Origin of the sequence: Methylobacterium sp. HMF5984 (assembly GCF_045033435.1) — a bacterium.
GTDB lineage: Bacteria > Pseudomonadota > Alphaproteobacteria > Rhizobiales > Beijerinckiaceae > Methylobacterium.
The window spans coordinates 3,910,847-3,925,902 of the sequence record NZ_JBJFLN010000001.1 but is presented as its reverse complement, the minus strand read 5'-3'; the positions used below and the strand labels follow the sequence as shown (position 1 = coordinate 3,925,902).

The 15,056-nt window shown below is 69.6% G+C and carries 15 protein-coding genes; 2 read left to right on the top strand and 13 right to left on the bottom strand.

All coding sequences use genetic code 11. The annotated features are described in order from the left end of the window. Positions 1 to 41 precede the first annotated feature (41 nt). From ACFZ8E_RS19085 to ACFZ8E_RS19045, 9 genes are read right to left on the bottom strand one after another with little or no spacing between them, the layout of a single operon-like run. Positions 42 to 296, bottom strand: a complete 255-nt coding sequence (locus ACFZ8E_RS19085; RefSeq protein WP_405043512.1) for a hypothetical protein — start codon at positions 294 to 296, stop codon at positions 42 to 44. Further along, positions 293 to 1,510, bottom strand: coding sequence for a hypothetical protein (locus tag ACFZ8E_RS19080; protein ID WP_405043511.1), 1,218 nt, complete (start codon positions 1,508 to 1,510; stop codon positions 293 to 295). Before ACFZ8E_RS19080 ends, ACFZ8E_RS19085 begins: the two co-directional genes overlap by 4 nt. Next, the gene (locus ACFZ8E_RS19075; protein ID WP_405043510.1) at positions 1,507 to 3,831 is read right to left on the bottom strand and encodes a hypothetical protein; all 2,325 of its coding nucleotides are present in this window, start codon (positions 3,829 to 3,831) and stop codon (positions 1,507 to 1,509) included. The genes ACFZ8E_RS19080 and ACFZ8E_RS19075 overlap by 4 nt, the downstream gene beginning before the upstream one ends. Then, positions 3,832 to 4,638, bottom strand: a complete 807-nt coding sequence (locus tag ACFZ8E_RS19070; protein WP_405043508.1) for a hypothetical protein — start codon at positions 4,636 to 4,638, stop codon at positions 3,832 to 3,834. It lies immediately after the preceding gene. Further along, a complete protein-coding gene (locus ACFZ8E_RS19065) occupies positions 4,639 to 6,213 on the bottom strand; it encodes a hypothetical protein (protein WP_405043507.1) in 1,575 nt (524 codons plus the stop codon). Then, positions 6,179 to 6,682 (bottom strand): hypothetical protein, encoded by a 504-nt coding sequence (locus ACFZ8E_RS19060; protein ID WP_405043505.1) that lies wholly within the window; start codon positions 6,680 to 6,682, stop codon positions 6,179 to 6,181. Before ACFZ8E_RS19060 ends, ACFZ8E_RS19065 begins: the two co-directional genes overlap by 35 nt. Positions 6,683 to 6,692: 10 nt before the next feature. Beyond that, the gene (locus ACFZ8E_RS19055) at positions 6,693 to 7,304 is read right to left on the bottom strand and encodes a hypothetical protein (protein WP_405043504.1); all 612 of its coding nucleotides are present in this window, start codon (positions 7,302 to 7,304) and stop codon (positions 6,693 to 6,695) included. Between the two features lie 11 nt (positions 7,305 to 7,315). Continuing rightward, positions 7,316 to 7,774 (bottom strand): hypothetical protein, encoded by a 459-nt coding sequence (locus tag ACFZ8E_RS19050; protein WP_405043503.1) that lies wholly within the window; start codon positions 7,772 to 7,774, stop codon positions 7,316 to 7,318. Further along, on the bottom strand, positions 7,771 to 8,286 hold the full coding sequence (locus tag ACFZ8E_RS19045) for a hypothetical protein (RefSeq protein ID WP_405043502.1): 516 nt from the start codon (positions 8,284 to 8,286) through the stop codon (positions 7,771 to 7,773). The genes ACFZ8E_RS19050 and ACFZ8E_RS19045 overlap by 4 nt, the downstream gene beginning before the upstream one ends. A 414-nt stretch (positions 8,287 to 8,700) precedes the next feature. On the opposite strand from ACFZ8E_RS19045, the gene ACFZ8E_RS19040 reads away from it, so the two are divergent. Beyond that, complete coding sequence (locus tag ACFZ8E_RS19040) at positions 8,701 to 8,952, top strand: hypothetical protein (RefSeq protein WP_405043501.1); 252 nt, start codon at positions 8,701 to 8,703, stop codon at positions 8,950 to 8,952. 119 nt (positions 8,953 to 9,071) lie between these two features. Next, positions 9,072 to 9,749 (top strand): recombinase family protein, encoded by a 678-nt coding sequence (locus tag ACFZ8E_RS19035; RefSeq protein ID WP_405043500.1) that lies wholly within the window; start codon positions 9,072 to 9,074, stop codon positions 9,747 to 9,749. On the opposite strand, the gene ACFZ8E_RS19030 is transcribed toward ACFZ8E_RS19035, so the two are convergent. The 4 genes from ACFZ8E_RS19030 to ACFZ8E_RS19015 all read right to left on the bottom strand — a co-directional run bounded on the left by ACFZ8E_RS19030 (position 9,746) and on the right by ACFZ8E_RS19015 (position 14,880). Continuing rightward, positions 9,746 to 10,198, bottom strand: coding sequence for a hypothetical protein (locus ACFZ8E_RS19030; protein ID WP_405043499.1), 453 nt, complete (start codon positions 10,196 to 10,198; stop codon positions 9,746 to 9,748). The genes ACFZ8E_RS19035 and ACFZ8E_RS19030 overlap by 4 nt on opposite strands. 65 nt (positions 10,199 to 10,263) lie before the next feature. Next, complete coding sequence (locus tag ACFZ8E_RS19025; protein WP_405043498.1) at positions 10,264 to 14,280, bottom strand: hypothetical protein; 4,017 nt, start codon at positions 14,278 to 14,280, stop codon at positions 10,264 to 10,266. Beyond that, positions 14,268 to 14,666, bottom strand: coding sequence for a hypothetical protein (locus tag ACFZ8E_RS19020; protein ID WP_405043497.1), 399 nt, complete (start codon positions 14,664 to 14,666; stop codon positions 14,268 to 14,270). Before ACFZ8E_RS19020 ends, ACFZ8E_RS19025 begins: the two co-directional genes overlap by 13 nt. Before the next feature lie 10 nt (positions 14,667 to 14,676). Continuing rightward, positions 14,677 to 14,880 carry a hypothetical protein gene (locus ACFZ8E_RS19015; protein WP_405043496.1) on the bottom strand — a complete coding sequence of 68 codons (204 nt, stop codon included), beginning with the start codon at positions 14,878 to 14,880 and terminating at the stop codon, positions 14,677 to 14,679. Positions 14,881 to 15,056: the final 176 nt, after the last annotated feature.

Below are 15,056 nucleotides of genomic sequence, written 5' to 3'. Positions count from 1 at the left end.
GTCGCTCTAGCGAAGCGACGAGGCCAGCGTGTCAATTCGATCTACGCAGCTTTAAGCGCGCTCTTGACCAACGCCCCGCATAGCCACGCCGTCGCTGCATCCAACGTGGGAAAGGCGTACTCGATTTCGATGAAAGGGCTCGGGCGCCGACTTGGCGGCAGGTCTTCGAGCAGTTCGGCGTGCCAAGCGCGATGCCCGCCATCGACCGATACCTCCCGGACCACACTGCCGACGATCACGCCGTCGAGGACGAGGTCGTAGCTGCCGGCGGCGAGGCGGTGCAGCGTGTAGGTCAACGAACGCCTCCGAACTCGTCGCCTATCGATCGCGGCGCCCGCCGCTCCCGGCCGTCACCCGCACCGAGCGCCATAGCGCCGGCCAGCGCACCACCGGGCCCGCCGTTGTAGAGGAGCTGATCCGGCGCGTAGTGGCTGCGCACGCGCCCCGGTGTCAGGGCGACGACCTGGTCGCCGCCGTTGCTCTCGCTCAGCCCGCGCAGGATCGCGGTGTCGAGGCCTTGTTCGCGAGCGTGCTGGACCGCCGCCGAGGTGGCGCCGTAGCCCCATTGGACCTGCGGGACCTCGGTCGCGTGGTAGCCGAGCTCGGCGAGCTGCTCGTTGAGATCGCGGGTGCCCTGGAACTCGTCGAGCATCCGCGCGTGTCGCTCGTCGAAGACCGAACCGGCCCGCGCGACCACGTCGGGATCGGCGCCGTTGGTCCTCGCATCCTGAATGAACGCCTCGCGGGCGCGGGCGACGAACGCCGGATCGTTCTCGAACAGCGCTGGCAGGTCGAGGACCGCGGTCTTTCCAGGATCAACGGTCGTGCGGATGACCCGCGGACCGGCCGCATCGAGGCCGGACGACGCGCGCGGCGAGGCGTAGTGATTCGCCTCGCCCGGGGCCGGCGACAGGAATACCGCGCCTGTCTCGCCATCGGGGGTGTGCGGCCGCGAGCCCTTGGCGAGGTGCGGGTCGAACCGGGTGAAATCTTCCGGCGCCGCCGTGCCGTGATACAGATCCCACGACTTCGCCGCCGGGTCGACGCGCGTCATCGGCCGGGCGATCGGCTCGGCCTCCTTCATGCCGGCGGCGAGACCTGCTTCAAGGGCGGCGAACGGATCGGCCTCGTGCGTCGCGGCGCCGCCGAACATGCGCAGTGCGCCCCGCGGCGCCGAGAATGGCATCGAGCCCGTCATTGCTGTGCCGGCGAGGTCGAACGCCCGCCCGATCGCGCTCTCGTCTACATGCCCGGTCGTCGGGTCCATCACCCGCTGCTCGCCGCGGAAGACCTGCCCGGGCATCTGCGCCGCCGAGAAGGCGTCGGCGATCATACCGGGCACCGCCGGTGTCAGCCGGCCAGCGTCATCCCGGCCGACCGGCAGGACGCTCGATCGCTGGATCACATCGCCCGTCGGCGCCGACGTGACGACCGCGCGGCCCGTGACTGGGTCGACGACGCTCCGGCGCAGGCTGGAGAAGGCGTCGGCGATCGTCAGGCTGCCGCTCACCGGGCGCGCCCCTCAGCCGGGGCCTGGACTGCCATCCGCATGAACGCATCGGCGAACGGCGTCTCGGCCCGCCGCGCGGCGATGGCGCGGATCTGCTGCACGCTGTCCGGCGCCGACAGGATGTCCGCCAACGCCGCGTTGTTCCGCCCGAGGTAGGCGCGGCGCGAAGCGTCGCCGGCGTTCGTCAGCAGCGTCCGCCCCTGCGTCTTCAGTGCCGAGAGCCCCTGCTGCAGCAGCGTCTCCCCGCCGATCTCCGCGCGGTATTGCGCGTTGAAGTCCGTCGGGCTGCCCTGCGGCTTCCGGGTGCCAGTTGCCCGCAGGATCTGCATCAGATCGTCGACCGCCGCCGGCGCGGCCGGGCTGTCCGGCAGGGCCCGCAGCACCGCATCGAGGTTCCTTGCCTGTTGCTCTGTACCGGCGATGTCCTTGGCGAATTTCGCCCCGCCGCCCTGCGCCTCGCCGCCGACGAGCCGGCCCATGCTGGTGTCGGCCTGGTCGGCGAGGCGCTGCCGGACGAGCTGCGCCGTCCCCTGCGGCTCCTCACGCGCCGTCCGCATGATGAGGTCGACGAGCTCGCGTTCGCCGCCGACCCGGGGCTTGGCCGGCAGCACCATGCCGCCGGCGGCCTCCGTCGACCCAGCGCGCGACAGCTCGCCGATCGCACCCTGCCGTTGCGGCGCGAGCGCCTCGTCGGCTTCGCGGACACCCTGCAGACGCCGCCGCAGTCCCGGCACCGTGTCGAGCACGTCGGATCGGTCCCGGATGCCGAGCGCCAGCGCATCGCCGGAGACCGTGCCGCGAGCATCCGTCGCCGCGTCCAAGAACGTCGTGCCGAGGTAGTTTTCGAATCCGGCCCGCGCCTCCGCCGGCGCCACGGCGTTAAAGGTGCGCACCGCCGTCGGGCCGCCCGCCTCGATCGTCGGCGCCGAGCGCTCCGGCGGCAGGGTGAACTGCCGGCCGAACTCGTCACGCTCGATCACCTTGGCCAGCGCCGGGTTCTCGAAGGGACGCAGAGGCACACTCGCCGCCGCGAAGTTGCGCGTGGCCTCGGCATGCTCCGGCACCGAGGCGAGCGCCTGGTCGAGGCGGTCGCGCACGGCGATCAGCGCCCGCTGCGCCGTCGGCTCGGCGCCCGAGATCAGGTCGCCGATCGCGGCGCGAGCCCCTTGGAGCCCTTCCACGGACAGGTCGAGCTCCCGCGGCTGCCCCGGACCCGAGCGGGTCCACAGCGTACCGCGCGCGGCGTTCAGCGCCTTGGCCACCGAGGCCTTCGCCGTGCGCAGGGCGTCGTCGATGTGCTCCACGACCGCGGACGGGTTCGCCTGGCCGAAACGGACGTCCGGGATCTCCTCCCGCACCGTCGTCGACTTCACGTAGGGCTGCAGCGGCCCCTGCATCGCGCCGACCGTGCGCTCGTAGGCGTCGAGCGGGTCGACGTGCTCGCCGCGGACGAGAGCGCCGAGGACGCGCGAGCGGATGTCCGGGTGCACCGTGTCGTAGTCGATGCCCGCCCGGCCGAGATCCTCACGGAAGCGGCTATCGGCGAGAGAGACGGCGGTCGCGTACTCGTCGGCCTGCCGCCCGTTCACGGCACGCCACGCCGGCACAGGCTCGGCGCCGATCGGGTAGGACGGCACGCCGCGGCGCTCGTTCCCGAGCTTTCGCATCAGCTCAGCCCGGATATCCCGCTGCATGCCGCCGTCGGCGTCGGGCCGCAGGTAGCCCGCCTCGATCAGCTTCGGGCGCCAGAAGCTGTCCAGCGGCTTGCCGCCTTCGCGCGCCACGTTGCCGGCGCCCGGGATGTTGAAGCGGTGAAAGTCCTGGCTGCGCAGATCGCCCGTGAGGTCGAGGCCGCCATTGCGGGCGATGTAGCGCGCAAGGCTCTCCGGCCCGGCCGCGGCGTTCGCCGGGTCGGCCTTCGTGATCCCTTCGAGCGGACGTGGCGCGGCGTCGGTGAACTGCGGACGCGAGTAGGCCGGATGGGTGACGATCGGTTCGCCCGGCCGCTCCACCTCAATCATCCGCTCGATGCCGATGCCCTCCGGCGCCCTAGTCGCCGCGCCGTAGTCCTGGTCAGCCAGCGCGGCGCGCATCCCCTCGCGGCCCTGGTAGACGTCGTGCAGACCGTCCTGGATCGCCGGCCCGGCCTGCGCCGGGGTCGTGCGCGGGCCGACCTGCCACACCCGCTCGGCCAGCGCCTGCCCCTCGGGCGAGTTTGCGATGGAGCGGCGCGCGGCGTCGGCGGCCAGCGGCCCGAGCGTCGAAGGCTCGGCACTCTGCGGCGCAATCGTATCCAGCGTCCGGCCGGTCGCCGCCTGCATCTACCCCGGCCGCGCCGCCATCATCTCGGAGAGGACGGCGCTCTGCGGTGAGCCCTCGACGAAGCGCTGCACGTCGGCGAGCTTCGTCCCGTTATTCGTGACCTGCTGTAGAGCCTCCGGCCCCGTGAGCGGCACACCGATCCGTTGGCCGGTCTCGGCGAGCGCCTCCGCCTGGTCGAACTGCGCGGGCGTCACGCGCCCCGCGGCCGTGCCGAGCGCCCGAGCCGGCGCATCAGCGCGTGCCGCCACGGCCGCCGTCCCGACGTTGCCCGCGATCGCCGCCATCAGCCGCGCATAAGGTTCGGCCTGCGTTCCCTTCGTCGCCTGTCCGGCCGTCTCCGAGAGAACCGCCGGGACGACGGTCTCGGCGGCCTTGCGGACCACACCGCCTGGACCGATGAGCGCGCCGGGGGCGAACTCTGCGGCCGTCCGAGCGTACTGGCCCGGCACGGTCTCGGGCTGGTAGAGCGGCCCCGTCACCTTCTCGACATGGCCGGTCAAGCTCTCGGGCGTCGGCAGGAACGGCACGTTGCGCACCTTCTCCGCCGCGTTCGGGAAGCCGAGCGCATCGAGCACCCTGCCGCCGAGGTATCCGTCGGCCTGCTGGATCAGACCCGGGATGCCGAGGAACCCGGTCACGCCGTTCACGAGGCCCGTGACGATGCCGCCGCCGACGTCCCCGGCTGCATCGTAGCGCGGCGCCGCGGCTGGCTTGTCGGCAGCTACAGGCGTGGCAGCCGGCGCGTCGAAGCGGTCGAACGGGTTGGCTGCACGCGGCGCGTCGAACTGGTCGAACGGATTGGCCATCTACTGTCCTCCGAGCACGGCCGCCGCGGCGCCAGCCCCGAACTTCGCGTCGAAGTCGGGGGCCAGCGCGCGGTTGGCTTTCAGGTGCGCCACGGCCGCGGCGCTCGGCGCGATCGCGACCGGCGCTGCTGCGGTGGATGGTACCGGAGCGAGGCTTCCGGCTAACGCGCCCGTCTGCGTCGGGGCGGCTTCGGCGGTGCCGCCGGCGAAGCGGGCGAAGGGCGACGACAGCGCCGCGATGCGCCGGTCGGCCTCGTACTTGTCGAGCGTGCCGGCCTGCGACTGCCGGGCGATCTCCGCCGCCTGCTGTTGCTGACGTGCGGCGCCCCGCAGCGTCTCGACGATAATCCTGTTGCCGCCGGGCGTGTTGCCGAGGGACGGCAGGCTGTCGATGAAGTTCTTGAGCTCGCGATCCGACTGCGCGCCGGAACCCGGCACGCGCAGGCCCGGCGCGAGGCGCTGCACGATCGCGTTGGCAGCGGTCGCCTCGTCGAGCTTGCCGCCGGTCAGGGACGAGGCGACGTCGCCGAGCCCGAGATCCTGCGCGTACCGGGCGACCTGCAGCTTCCGCTCCGCCAAGGCGCCGGTCGGCACGTCCGCAAGCAGGGCTTCAAGGCGGTCGAGGTTGCCGTTCATAGCCCCGGCCGCGGCGCCGGCCTTGGCGATTTCGTCATGCCGGGCCGCGAGCGCCTGATCCGTCGCGTTCCGATACGGGTCCGCGACAGCACCGCGCCCTTCCGCGGCGATCGCGGAATTGAGCTCGCCGATGCGCGGATCGCCTGCCGGCAGCGCCGCGCGCTCGGCCTGCAGCCGGGAGACGTTCGAGGGCGCGACGGCCGCAGGCGCAGGTGATTGCCCGATGCTCTGCGGCGCCGTGGTAATGACGGGACCGTTCGCGCCCTGGACGCTCGGCGTCGGCGTGCTGCCGAACACGATGGCGCGGCGCAGTTCCGGCGACATGCCAGCGTAGTCCGCGGCCTTTGCCTGCTCAAGCGTCTGCGGGCTTTCGTTGCCCTGCAGCTCGCGGCCATCCGGCAGCACCGTCTTCTGGTCCGGCTTCAGCGCCTGCGCGCCGACCTGCATCGGTCCCGTCCCGTAGGCGCTGGCGATGCTCGGCGGCACGAAGCGCGTCGCCCCCTCCGAGACCGGCGCCAGCATGGTCCGATCGGTCTGACCGCGCTGTTCGACCTGCGAGCGCGCCATCTGCGCGCGGTTGTTCACGTCAATGCCGGCGAAGGTGTTCCCGGCGTTGCCATTGAGGGCGTAGCTCGACGCATCGAGATCCTGCGGCCGGGCCCCGGGCAGCGCGGCGCGAGCGTACATGTCGGCGATCGACGACGCCTTCACCGGGTCGGACACACCCGCACCGATGTAGTCGGCGATGCTCCTGGACCCACCGCGGATCGCGGCGATGCCGGCCTGCTTGCGCGCGAGCTCGTCCCGCTCCGTCGCCATCTTGGCCGACAGGTACATCTCCTGCGGCGTCGCCGGAGCGTACGCCTTGGCCAGGGCGCTCAGGCCCTCGTTAAAGCCGTCGGTGTTAATGCCGGACGGGCGCGTGCGGTACATCGGCATCGGTCTTCTCCGGAAAGTCTAGGAAGGTGCGGCCGGGCGCCCGTTCCACGCTGCAGGTCGGGCGGTGGCGGACGCCGCGCACGGCGATGGCGTTCAGCGACCCGTCCTCGACGCGGTTGGCGACCTGAAGGACGAGCGCGATCAGGCCGGGTACGAAATCGGGGTGCCATTCCTGCCGGCGCTCCGCCGTCTCGGCCCAGAACCGCATCAGGTCATCCAAGGTATCAGAGTTCGCCGCCTGCTCGTCGGGCCCCGGCACCAGCGATGGATCGGCCCTGGCCAGCGAGCGTTCCGCAGCATCGATAAGCGGCACGAGACGCTGATAGTCCGCCGCCGGCAGGACATCGCTGACGAAGCCGCGACAGGCGGCCCGCATGGCGTATGCGAATGCCGGCCCCGGATCGTGAGAGTTCGCTGCCGCCAGAAAGCCGACGGCAGCTCGGTCGATGTGCTCCAAAACCGTGCTCATGGGGGCATCCTCAACCGGTGTTCCGCACGGCGCCGGCCGTGCTGAATAGGCCCGCGCCATTCAGCGTGCGTCCGGAGGCGATGGCCTGCGCGCGGTCCAACTGTGCCTGCGTCGCCAGCCCGCCGGTGATCGCTCCGAAGGCGTCGCCAATGGCGCTGTAGGCCGGCGACTGCGCCAGCGCCGACGAGCGGGCGAGGGCAGAGTTCGCTGCGCCGGTGGCGTCGCCCGTCGCGTTCAGCGTCGTGATGAGGCCGGAGCGGGCGTCCTCGACGCTGCTACGTGCCTGATTGGCGTAGCTCTGGCCCTGATCGGCGATCGTCGTCCGATTGGTGTCGTAGGCCTTCTGCAGCTGGCCGTTCTGATACGCCTGCGCCGAGCTGTTCAGGTTGCCGTCGCGGGCGAGCGAGAAGGTCAGGTCGCGCTGCGCCTTGCCGTACTGATCGTCGAGCTGCGGCAGAGCGAAGTTCAGGTAGCTTTGCCGCTGCTTGTCGAAGAAGGCATCGTCGAATTGCCCGAAGGTGTTGTTGATCTGCTGCGTACCGTCTCGGACGGCTTGCTGTCGCACGGCCTCGTCGCGGGTCGCGATGTTGGCATTCCGGTTGGAGGCGCCCTTTTTTGCCATGGTGCGGCCCCTCAGTGCATCGTCGCGGCGGGAGCCGCGAGAACCGGAGATGTCACAGGTGCCGTAGGATCGAGACGCTGCAGGTCGAGGCTCTCGCACAGGGAGTTCAGGTCGTTCGATACGATGCGGGCGATCTGAACCGTGCCGAGCGGCACAGCGATCCGCCGTTCCGTCGACCCAGGCGGTTCGGCCCATGCGCTGATGAGACCGAAGACGGAAAGGCAACCGTGGCGCACCCGCTGGTCGTAGAACCAGGCCGGCAGGACGGCCCGCGCGGCGTCCTCGGCGCGGAACAGCGCCTCGATGAGCCGCTGCCGCATCGGTCCCGACAGCTGCCCCTGCTCGTGGCTGCGCACCACGGCAGAGAACGCCAGCGCAAGGCCGGTGACGATGCCTTCATCATCGAGCGCGGAGGCCCCTTCGCGGAGATGCCCGAGGATCACGGCCGCGGCGACCGGTTCGACCGTCATCGTGCAGGCTCCAAGTACGGCTTGGGAAAAGGAATGACCTTGCAGTCCTTCGCCGGGTGCATCCGCAACGTCGGCGGGCGTGACGGCCCCTGAGGGAGTTGTGCCGCCGCGGACCGCCGGCGCATGGCGCTTAGCTTCTCCTGGAAGGCCCGCACCGCCGCCATGGCCTCGGCGGTCAGGAGCGACGTGGCGCGGCATTCCAAGGGGTAGGACCACATGCCGACGAGATCGGCCGCAGCTCGGAAGCCGGTCACGAGGTCGTGGTTGTCAATCGCCGGCGGTAGCAGTCGCAGTGCCCGCGCTAACACCGCGCCGAGATGGGCCCGGAGCCGCCGCACTTGGTCGGCGGTCAGGGTGCACCGGGGGAAGCGCGTCGCGAGCGTGTGCAGCGCCATGTCGAGATCGCCGACGAGCCCATCGCGCGTCTCGCGCGCGGCGGCGCCTACGATCCACGACTGAGTGATCGTGAAGTCGTCGCCGGCGGCGAGGAGGGCGAACCTGTTGGGGGCCATAAGCCTTCCCGAAAAGCATTCCAGTTGCCACAGCGTATCACGGCAAGTCGTTGAAAGTATTGCATTTTCTGCATTTTCGAAGTTGTGACGTTCCCCTATAGGCGCGCGAGCGGACAGGGTGTCCAATTCGTTTCGGCGCCAGGATTTTTCTGCGCCGGGCCGGACCGGCTGCCGCAAATCTGTTGGGGGCATACCCCGGGGGTGCACCCACCCTCCGGCCGGTGGTTGGGCGTGTCTGATGCCGGCCGGCAGGCATCAGACGGACTTACCACGGGCAGTGCAAGCAATTGCAGATACTTACAAAGCCTATCGTCAGACGAACATCAGACGAATAGTTAGATGGTTTGAGAAGATGACAGACACTTTTAAACTTTGGATACTTTGGGTGTTATCCATCGAAAGAAAGATACCCCCATGCTCGACATCTACATGCTTCCCGACGTGCGCCTCTACGCGATCAGCAATGTCCTCGGCGCAGCCATCGAGACGATCCTGACGTCCGACGACATTCCGGCCGGCCTGGGCGACCGTTTGACGGGGATGCTCTCGCTCGCTCGTGCCGAGGCGATCCGGCTTTCCGACGAGCTTGACCCCACGGTCGTCACCATCACTCCGCGCACGCATCCCGACCCGACCAGCCGATTGGCGACCGACGAGGACGAGTGATCCGGCAGCCAAGAGACCCCGATCCTCCGCCTTTTTGTCAGCCTGCTACTGCGGGTTGACAACCCTACAAACCAAGCGTCTTATCAATCGCAGGCTAACAGGCTAACACGGGGTCGGCGATGGCGGTCTACGGGTACGCACGGGTTTCGACCGGTCGCCAGGCATCGGAGGGCGAGAGCCTCGACGTGCAGCAGCGCCAGATCGAGGGCTACGCGATGATGATTGGCCTCAAGCTCGACGCCATGTTCGTCGAGCGGGGGGTCTCGGGCTCGAAGCCACTCGGCGACCGCCCGGAAGGCGCCGCTCTGCTGTCGGTTCTGAAGCCCGGCGACACCGTCATCACCGCGAAGCTCGATCGCATGTTCCGGTCGTCGCTGAACGCCCTGGACGTGCTTGCGCAGCTCAAGGCTCGCAGCATCAGCCTGCACATGATCGACCTCGGCGGCGACGTCACGGGGAACGGGATCTCGAAGCTGGTCTTCACCATCCTCAGCGCGGTCGCCGAGGCCGAGCGCGATCGCATCCGCGAGCGCATTGCCGTCGTGAAGGAGGATCAGAAGGGGCGCGGCCGGTACTTGGGCGGGACCATTCCCTTCGGCTTCGCCGTCGCGCCAGACGGCAGCCTCACTGCCATCGAGACCGAGCAAGCCGCGATCCGCGAGATGAGCGCCCTGCGAGCCGCCGGCAAGTCGCTCAGGGCCATCGCCGAGGCCATGAAGGCGCGCGGCTTCAACATGAGCCACAACCGCGTGAACGACATCCTCACTAGGCCGGCGATGCAGTACGCGGCTGCCTAGTCGAAAACGCTACCCGCAGGCGGATCGTGCTCGATCACAGGGGCGTCGAGCTCGGCGAGGATCTCCCGCGCCTGGTTCGCCCGCGCGGTCAGCTCGGACCGGGAGAGGGACGATAAGGGTCTGTCGTCTTCGTTCTCGCCGGACCCGACGCCGGAGAGTTGCACCAGAGCCTTCGCCGCCATCACCCGGCTCGCCGCCGGATGCCGCACGTCCTTGGCGATCTCGATGAGCGTGCCGACGCCGATCTCTGCCCCCTCCGTCTTCAGCCGGTGCGCAACCGCGGCCTGGACCCTAGCGACGACATCTTGTCGGCGCATCAGCTCGCCGCCACGGGACGCAGGTTGCGCGTACCCGGCGCTGCGGGCCGCCGCCGTTGGATCGTTGACGTGCACCATGTGCTCCACGAACGCTCGCTCCTGGCGTGTGAACGCCCCCGATTTCAACGGCATCGCGCTATTCCCAGACAACTTGTCTCCGCAACATTATAGCACAGGCTATACATTCAACAATCGGCTTAGTTGCGGGCGGCCTTTTCGAGGCAGCGGACACTTGCGGCCTGCACCGCCTCGAAGCCGACCTTCTCGACCATTTTGTAGATCAGCGCCTTCTCTCGACCCAGGGCACGTTCGAGACGAGCGAACCCGGGACGGTTGGCCAAGGACACCAGCCGCAGATCGAGAGCGGCGGCAATCTCGTTGGCCGTGACCGTCGGTTCCGCCGCGGCGGGCCGCTTCTGGCGTTCGACGACGATCTGCTTCTGAGCGTGCCGCACAGGCGGCCAAGCAGCACCCGGCCGGCGGTAGAGCTTCAAGTCGTTGCCGTCCGGCTGCGGGTAGATGTGCACCGACAGCCGCTTCGCGCCGACGGTGTAGATCTCCCCCGCGAGAGGCAGCATCGAGCTCGCCGCGTGCGATCTCGTCGCCAGCAGGATCTGGAACGGCGACGGCGCGCGCGGCAGCGAGATCGCGACGTCGGCAGCTGCTGGGATCGGCGTTCGGCCCGCTTGAACGTACGGGGCCTGGATGGCGGCGAGCCACGAGGGCGCGGGAGCCGGGACGAAACTCGCCAGCGGCCCGACGACGGCCTGAAGCGCGGCTTCTGGATCGGAGTGCAGGCCCGTGTCGATGAGGACCGACCCCCCGGTGCGGCGGTCGCGCGGCCTGTATCGGAAGCACCGGAAACCGAGAATCGCGTCCGGCAGGGCATCGGGCCGAGATTGAGATCCGGGCTTCGCCGCGAAGTCGTGACAGATCCCTAATAGAGATTGATAGGGAAACGTCACGACTTCGCCGCCGGCATCATTTCGGGCGCCTTCACCCGCATCGAATAGGGCCGCCAGCCCGTCGGTGCGCCCCTCTCGCAGCAGGCGTTGCCGGAAGGCATCCGCGGCGCCGGCGCTGCCATCGAACAGATCGGAGAGTACCTGCGCGGCGTCGGCCGCCGTGTCGGGCACGATCCCGCGGGCAGCGAGAAGCGCCAGCATCCCCGTACTCCCGAGCAGGTCGCCTTCCGTTGTGACCTCGTCTAGCGGGAGATCCGTCGGCGTGCTCGTGAGGACGTAGGAGGCGAGGGGATCGCGCGGGCCACGTCGCACCGGCCGAGCGCGGCCCTCCACCTGCGGGAGTTCGGTCTGCACCTGACGTCGGAATGCTTCGACGAGCGGATGTGGGTGCGCAGATCCCCGGATGCTCCGGCCCGTCCCGTCGCGCATGAGATGAGACGCCGGCACCGCCGGGTACCACTTGCCGGGACAGGGCGCGACGAGTTCGCCGGACGCGATTGAGGCGTACTGTTCGACATCGCGGGGAGATGGTTCGGGCCTACCGACGACGACGATCGCGCGGACCCCGCGCCAGCCATCGAAGCCGCGCAGGTTGTTGAAGTGACCGACCGCGACGTTCGCGGGTAGCAAGGGGCGGACGCGGCGTTCGAAGGCATCGTAACCGACGACAGCGACGTCCGGGCCCGGACGTCCGTCCGCGGCGGCCCGACCCCGGCCCCGATACCGGAACGCCAGCTTCTCGATGAGGTGGACGATCTTCGCGACCGTCCGCGCTTGCCGCTTCTCCTCTGCCTCCGTCTTCGCGGCCACGAGACTGGTCTTGCCATTCTGACGATCAAGGAGGGCGACGCGGTACACGTCCGTCTCAGCGGCCTGCACAACAGCCTCGACGCGCAGCCCCGAAAGCCAGCACGCCGCCACCTCCGGCACGAGCGTCGCGTCGAGATAGAGGATCGGGCCCCGCGTCCAATCCCGGTGCATCTCCTCCTTCCAGCGCAACCGAACGACCGATCGTCCGTCCGCATCGAGCCCAACCTGTAGCGTCTGCGGCGCAACCGTGGCGCCGGATCGCAGGAAGGCCGCCAGGATGGTCCAGAACCGGCGCAGGAGGGCCGCAGCGCCGTTGCCTTCGCCATGCTCGTGCAGCGCGAAGCTGGCGGCCTCGGGAGGCAGGTCGCGACGGATCGGCAGCTTGCGCACAAGCCGCCAGCTCAACCCGGCCGCGTGGTCCGCCATGGTCGCCGACAAGCCGGCCTCGATGAGCCTGTGGCGCTTCAGATAGCCGTCCTGACCGTCCAGGGCGTCCGCGAGACGCCGTCCTATCGCGAGGTACTCGGCGCGCCAGTCTCCGCCACCGGGCCATGACGCCAGCCGCACGAGATCCTCGACGAGCACCTGCACCGGCCGCGGCCCGCAGCCGCCGAAGAACGAGAGCCACGGCGCCTCGTCCAGGATGAGCATGTCGAACGGGCCACCGAGCCGAGCGCGCGCGGCGGTCAGGAATGGTTTCGGTGCAGCGCTGGTCAGCATGGCGTGCGGCACGATCCAGACTTGAATGGTCGGATCGAACTGCTGCCGGTAGGCGCAAGCGTTGTCGACGGTCTGGTCCGGTCGCCCTGGGTTGTAGTCGCACCAGCCGGAATCCGCGGTCCCACAGACGTCCCCGACCTTGCCGCCGATGCTGCGAACCTCGGCGACGAGCTTGTGCATCGGGCAGACCTGCCGCTGCGGTCGCGCCGGGTCGGCCTGGCCCGTACCGCGCCAGACAGCAGCAATTCGGCGGCCCGCAGTCCCGTTGACGCGCGTGGCGATGTCGCCGGCCGTGGTGTGGTTCGGCGCGGCGTAGGCCACCACCAGCGTCCGATCGGCGTCGACTGCGCGGACGATGGCGCGCACGGCCGCCTCGGTCTTGCCGAGGCCAATGCCGGCGCCGATGGCGATACGGGGCATCGCGGGCCCCTCGAAGAACCGCTGCGCGTCGCGAGCGTCCCGGTGATCGTCCGTCGTCATCGAGGCGGCGCTTGCGCGCTGGTCGGCGATCACCGCGAGCATCGCGGCGAACGCGCCGTCGACGGCCGCCGTCAGGACCGACGACGCCTCGTCGACCGACATCGTCGGCGGGGCGCGGCCGGCGTCGCAGACCGGTCCAAATGCGGGCAACAGCGCGGCCTTCTTCCGTTCCTCGGCCCGCACCCATTCGACGAGCGCGGGGAGGCCGGAAATCTTGTCCTCGACGTAGCCCGAGGAGTGGCGGTCCGGGTCCCGATGCGCGGCCCGCGCCGCCGCCGCGATGGCCGCGATCATCGGCGCAGCGTCTGCTTCCGGCCCATGCTGTCCGATCCAGGCGGCGACCGCCGCCGTCATCGGCCCGTGGAAGCCGTCGCCGCCAGAGCCGTCGCCGATGCACGCGACGTGGAATGCGAAGCCGCTGCCCTCGACCTTATAGGGATCTGTCACGGGTTCGCGGATCGGCACTTCCACCCTAGCGCCTTTCGCCGCCCGCGAGCGGGCCACAGCGCCGGAGAGCCGTGGGACGATCGGCAGGGGCACGGAGACGACATCTCGACGGTCCTGCAGCAGCCCGGAGCGGCGCGGAACAGGATCGACGATGCCGTCCTCGAACACCGGCCGCCCGATGTAGATCGCCTGCACGGTGCGGTAGACGGCCGGATCGCCGGGGGAGACCCGACGCCAGCTCTTGCGCGGCCCCGCATCTGGGATCTTCTCGGCGAGCCACACCGTCAGGTCGGCGCCCGACACCGCGACGTCGAGCCAGAACGCTAGCCGCAGGTGCAGGTTCGGCTTGAACCCTTGGCCGGCGGAGAACGCCCACCAGCATGTCACGCCCTGGAATGCTTTCGGCATGAGACCGACGGCGTAACGCACGGCCGCCTCCGGTTCGACACGCCAGTCCATTCCAGGAGGCATCTCTACGCCGTCGATATCGTACAGCACCCACCGTCGAGGCTTCTCGAAGAATTCGTCGCCGGTTTTGCATCGCCGTTGCACGCGGTCCTGCCCGGGGCGCGCTGGTTCACCCCGGATCACGCAGGAAGTCGGCGACGAGGCGATGTGGTTCAGAGCTGTTGCGATGTCTCGGATCGAGCCGACCGGATGCGAGACCGCCCGGAAAAACTTCGCGCCGCGCTCAAAGGGAAATGTCACGAGTTCGCCAGTGACGGCGTCGCGGGCGATCCGCTTCACCATCAGCTTGCCGTCGAGGTTCTGCAGCTCGGTCAAAGTTTCCACGACTGCGCCTCCGGCTTCGGCCAGCGGGTGCGGGCGGCCACGGCGAGTGCGTCACGCGCGAGCTCGGGGTCGAAGCGGCGGATGCACTTGATCCCGCACATCACGCCGGCCCGGTTGTTCTTCCGCAGGTGCGGCGGGACCCGGACGTAATAGGCTAGGTCGCTGCCGCCGCGTTCTCCCCTGATCCACAAGAGAGCGTTGGCCTTCCGCCCGGCACCGTTGTCGCCGAGATCCGATTGCGTCAGCGGGCGGACCTGTATCAGGCAGCGCGGGTCAGGATCGAGGAACTGCGCGTTGCCGGCGGCGAAGTTCGGGGTCGCGACCCACTGGATCGCGAAGTCGTCACCCTGCGCGGCGCGCGCGATGAACGGTACGAGGTTCTGCATGGTCCGGCCCTCACCGGAACACGGTGCGGGCAACCTCGGCGCGCTTCGCCCGAGCTGCCGCGCCGCGGTTCGATTGCGGGGTCCAGGGCTCGGCTTCAGCCATGAGCGCGATCAGGCTCGTCGTCAGCACGAGCACCCGGCCTTCGCTGCGGCTGAAGGTCAGACGCCCCTCATGCGCGGCCTTGTAGAGGCTGCCGACCGACAGGCTGCTCACAGCCGCCGCCAGCTTTACTGGAAGGCGATCCCGCTGCTGCCAAGGTATTTGGTCGAAAGACCGATTGCCCGACGAAGCTTTCGCTGCCGTCGGCGGCGTACCTCTCCCGTTCGCGCCCGAGGTGCTCGGGCGCGGCTGCTGTGATCCGCTCGGCATGATTTGTCCCCAACGAAATG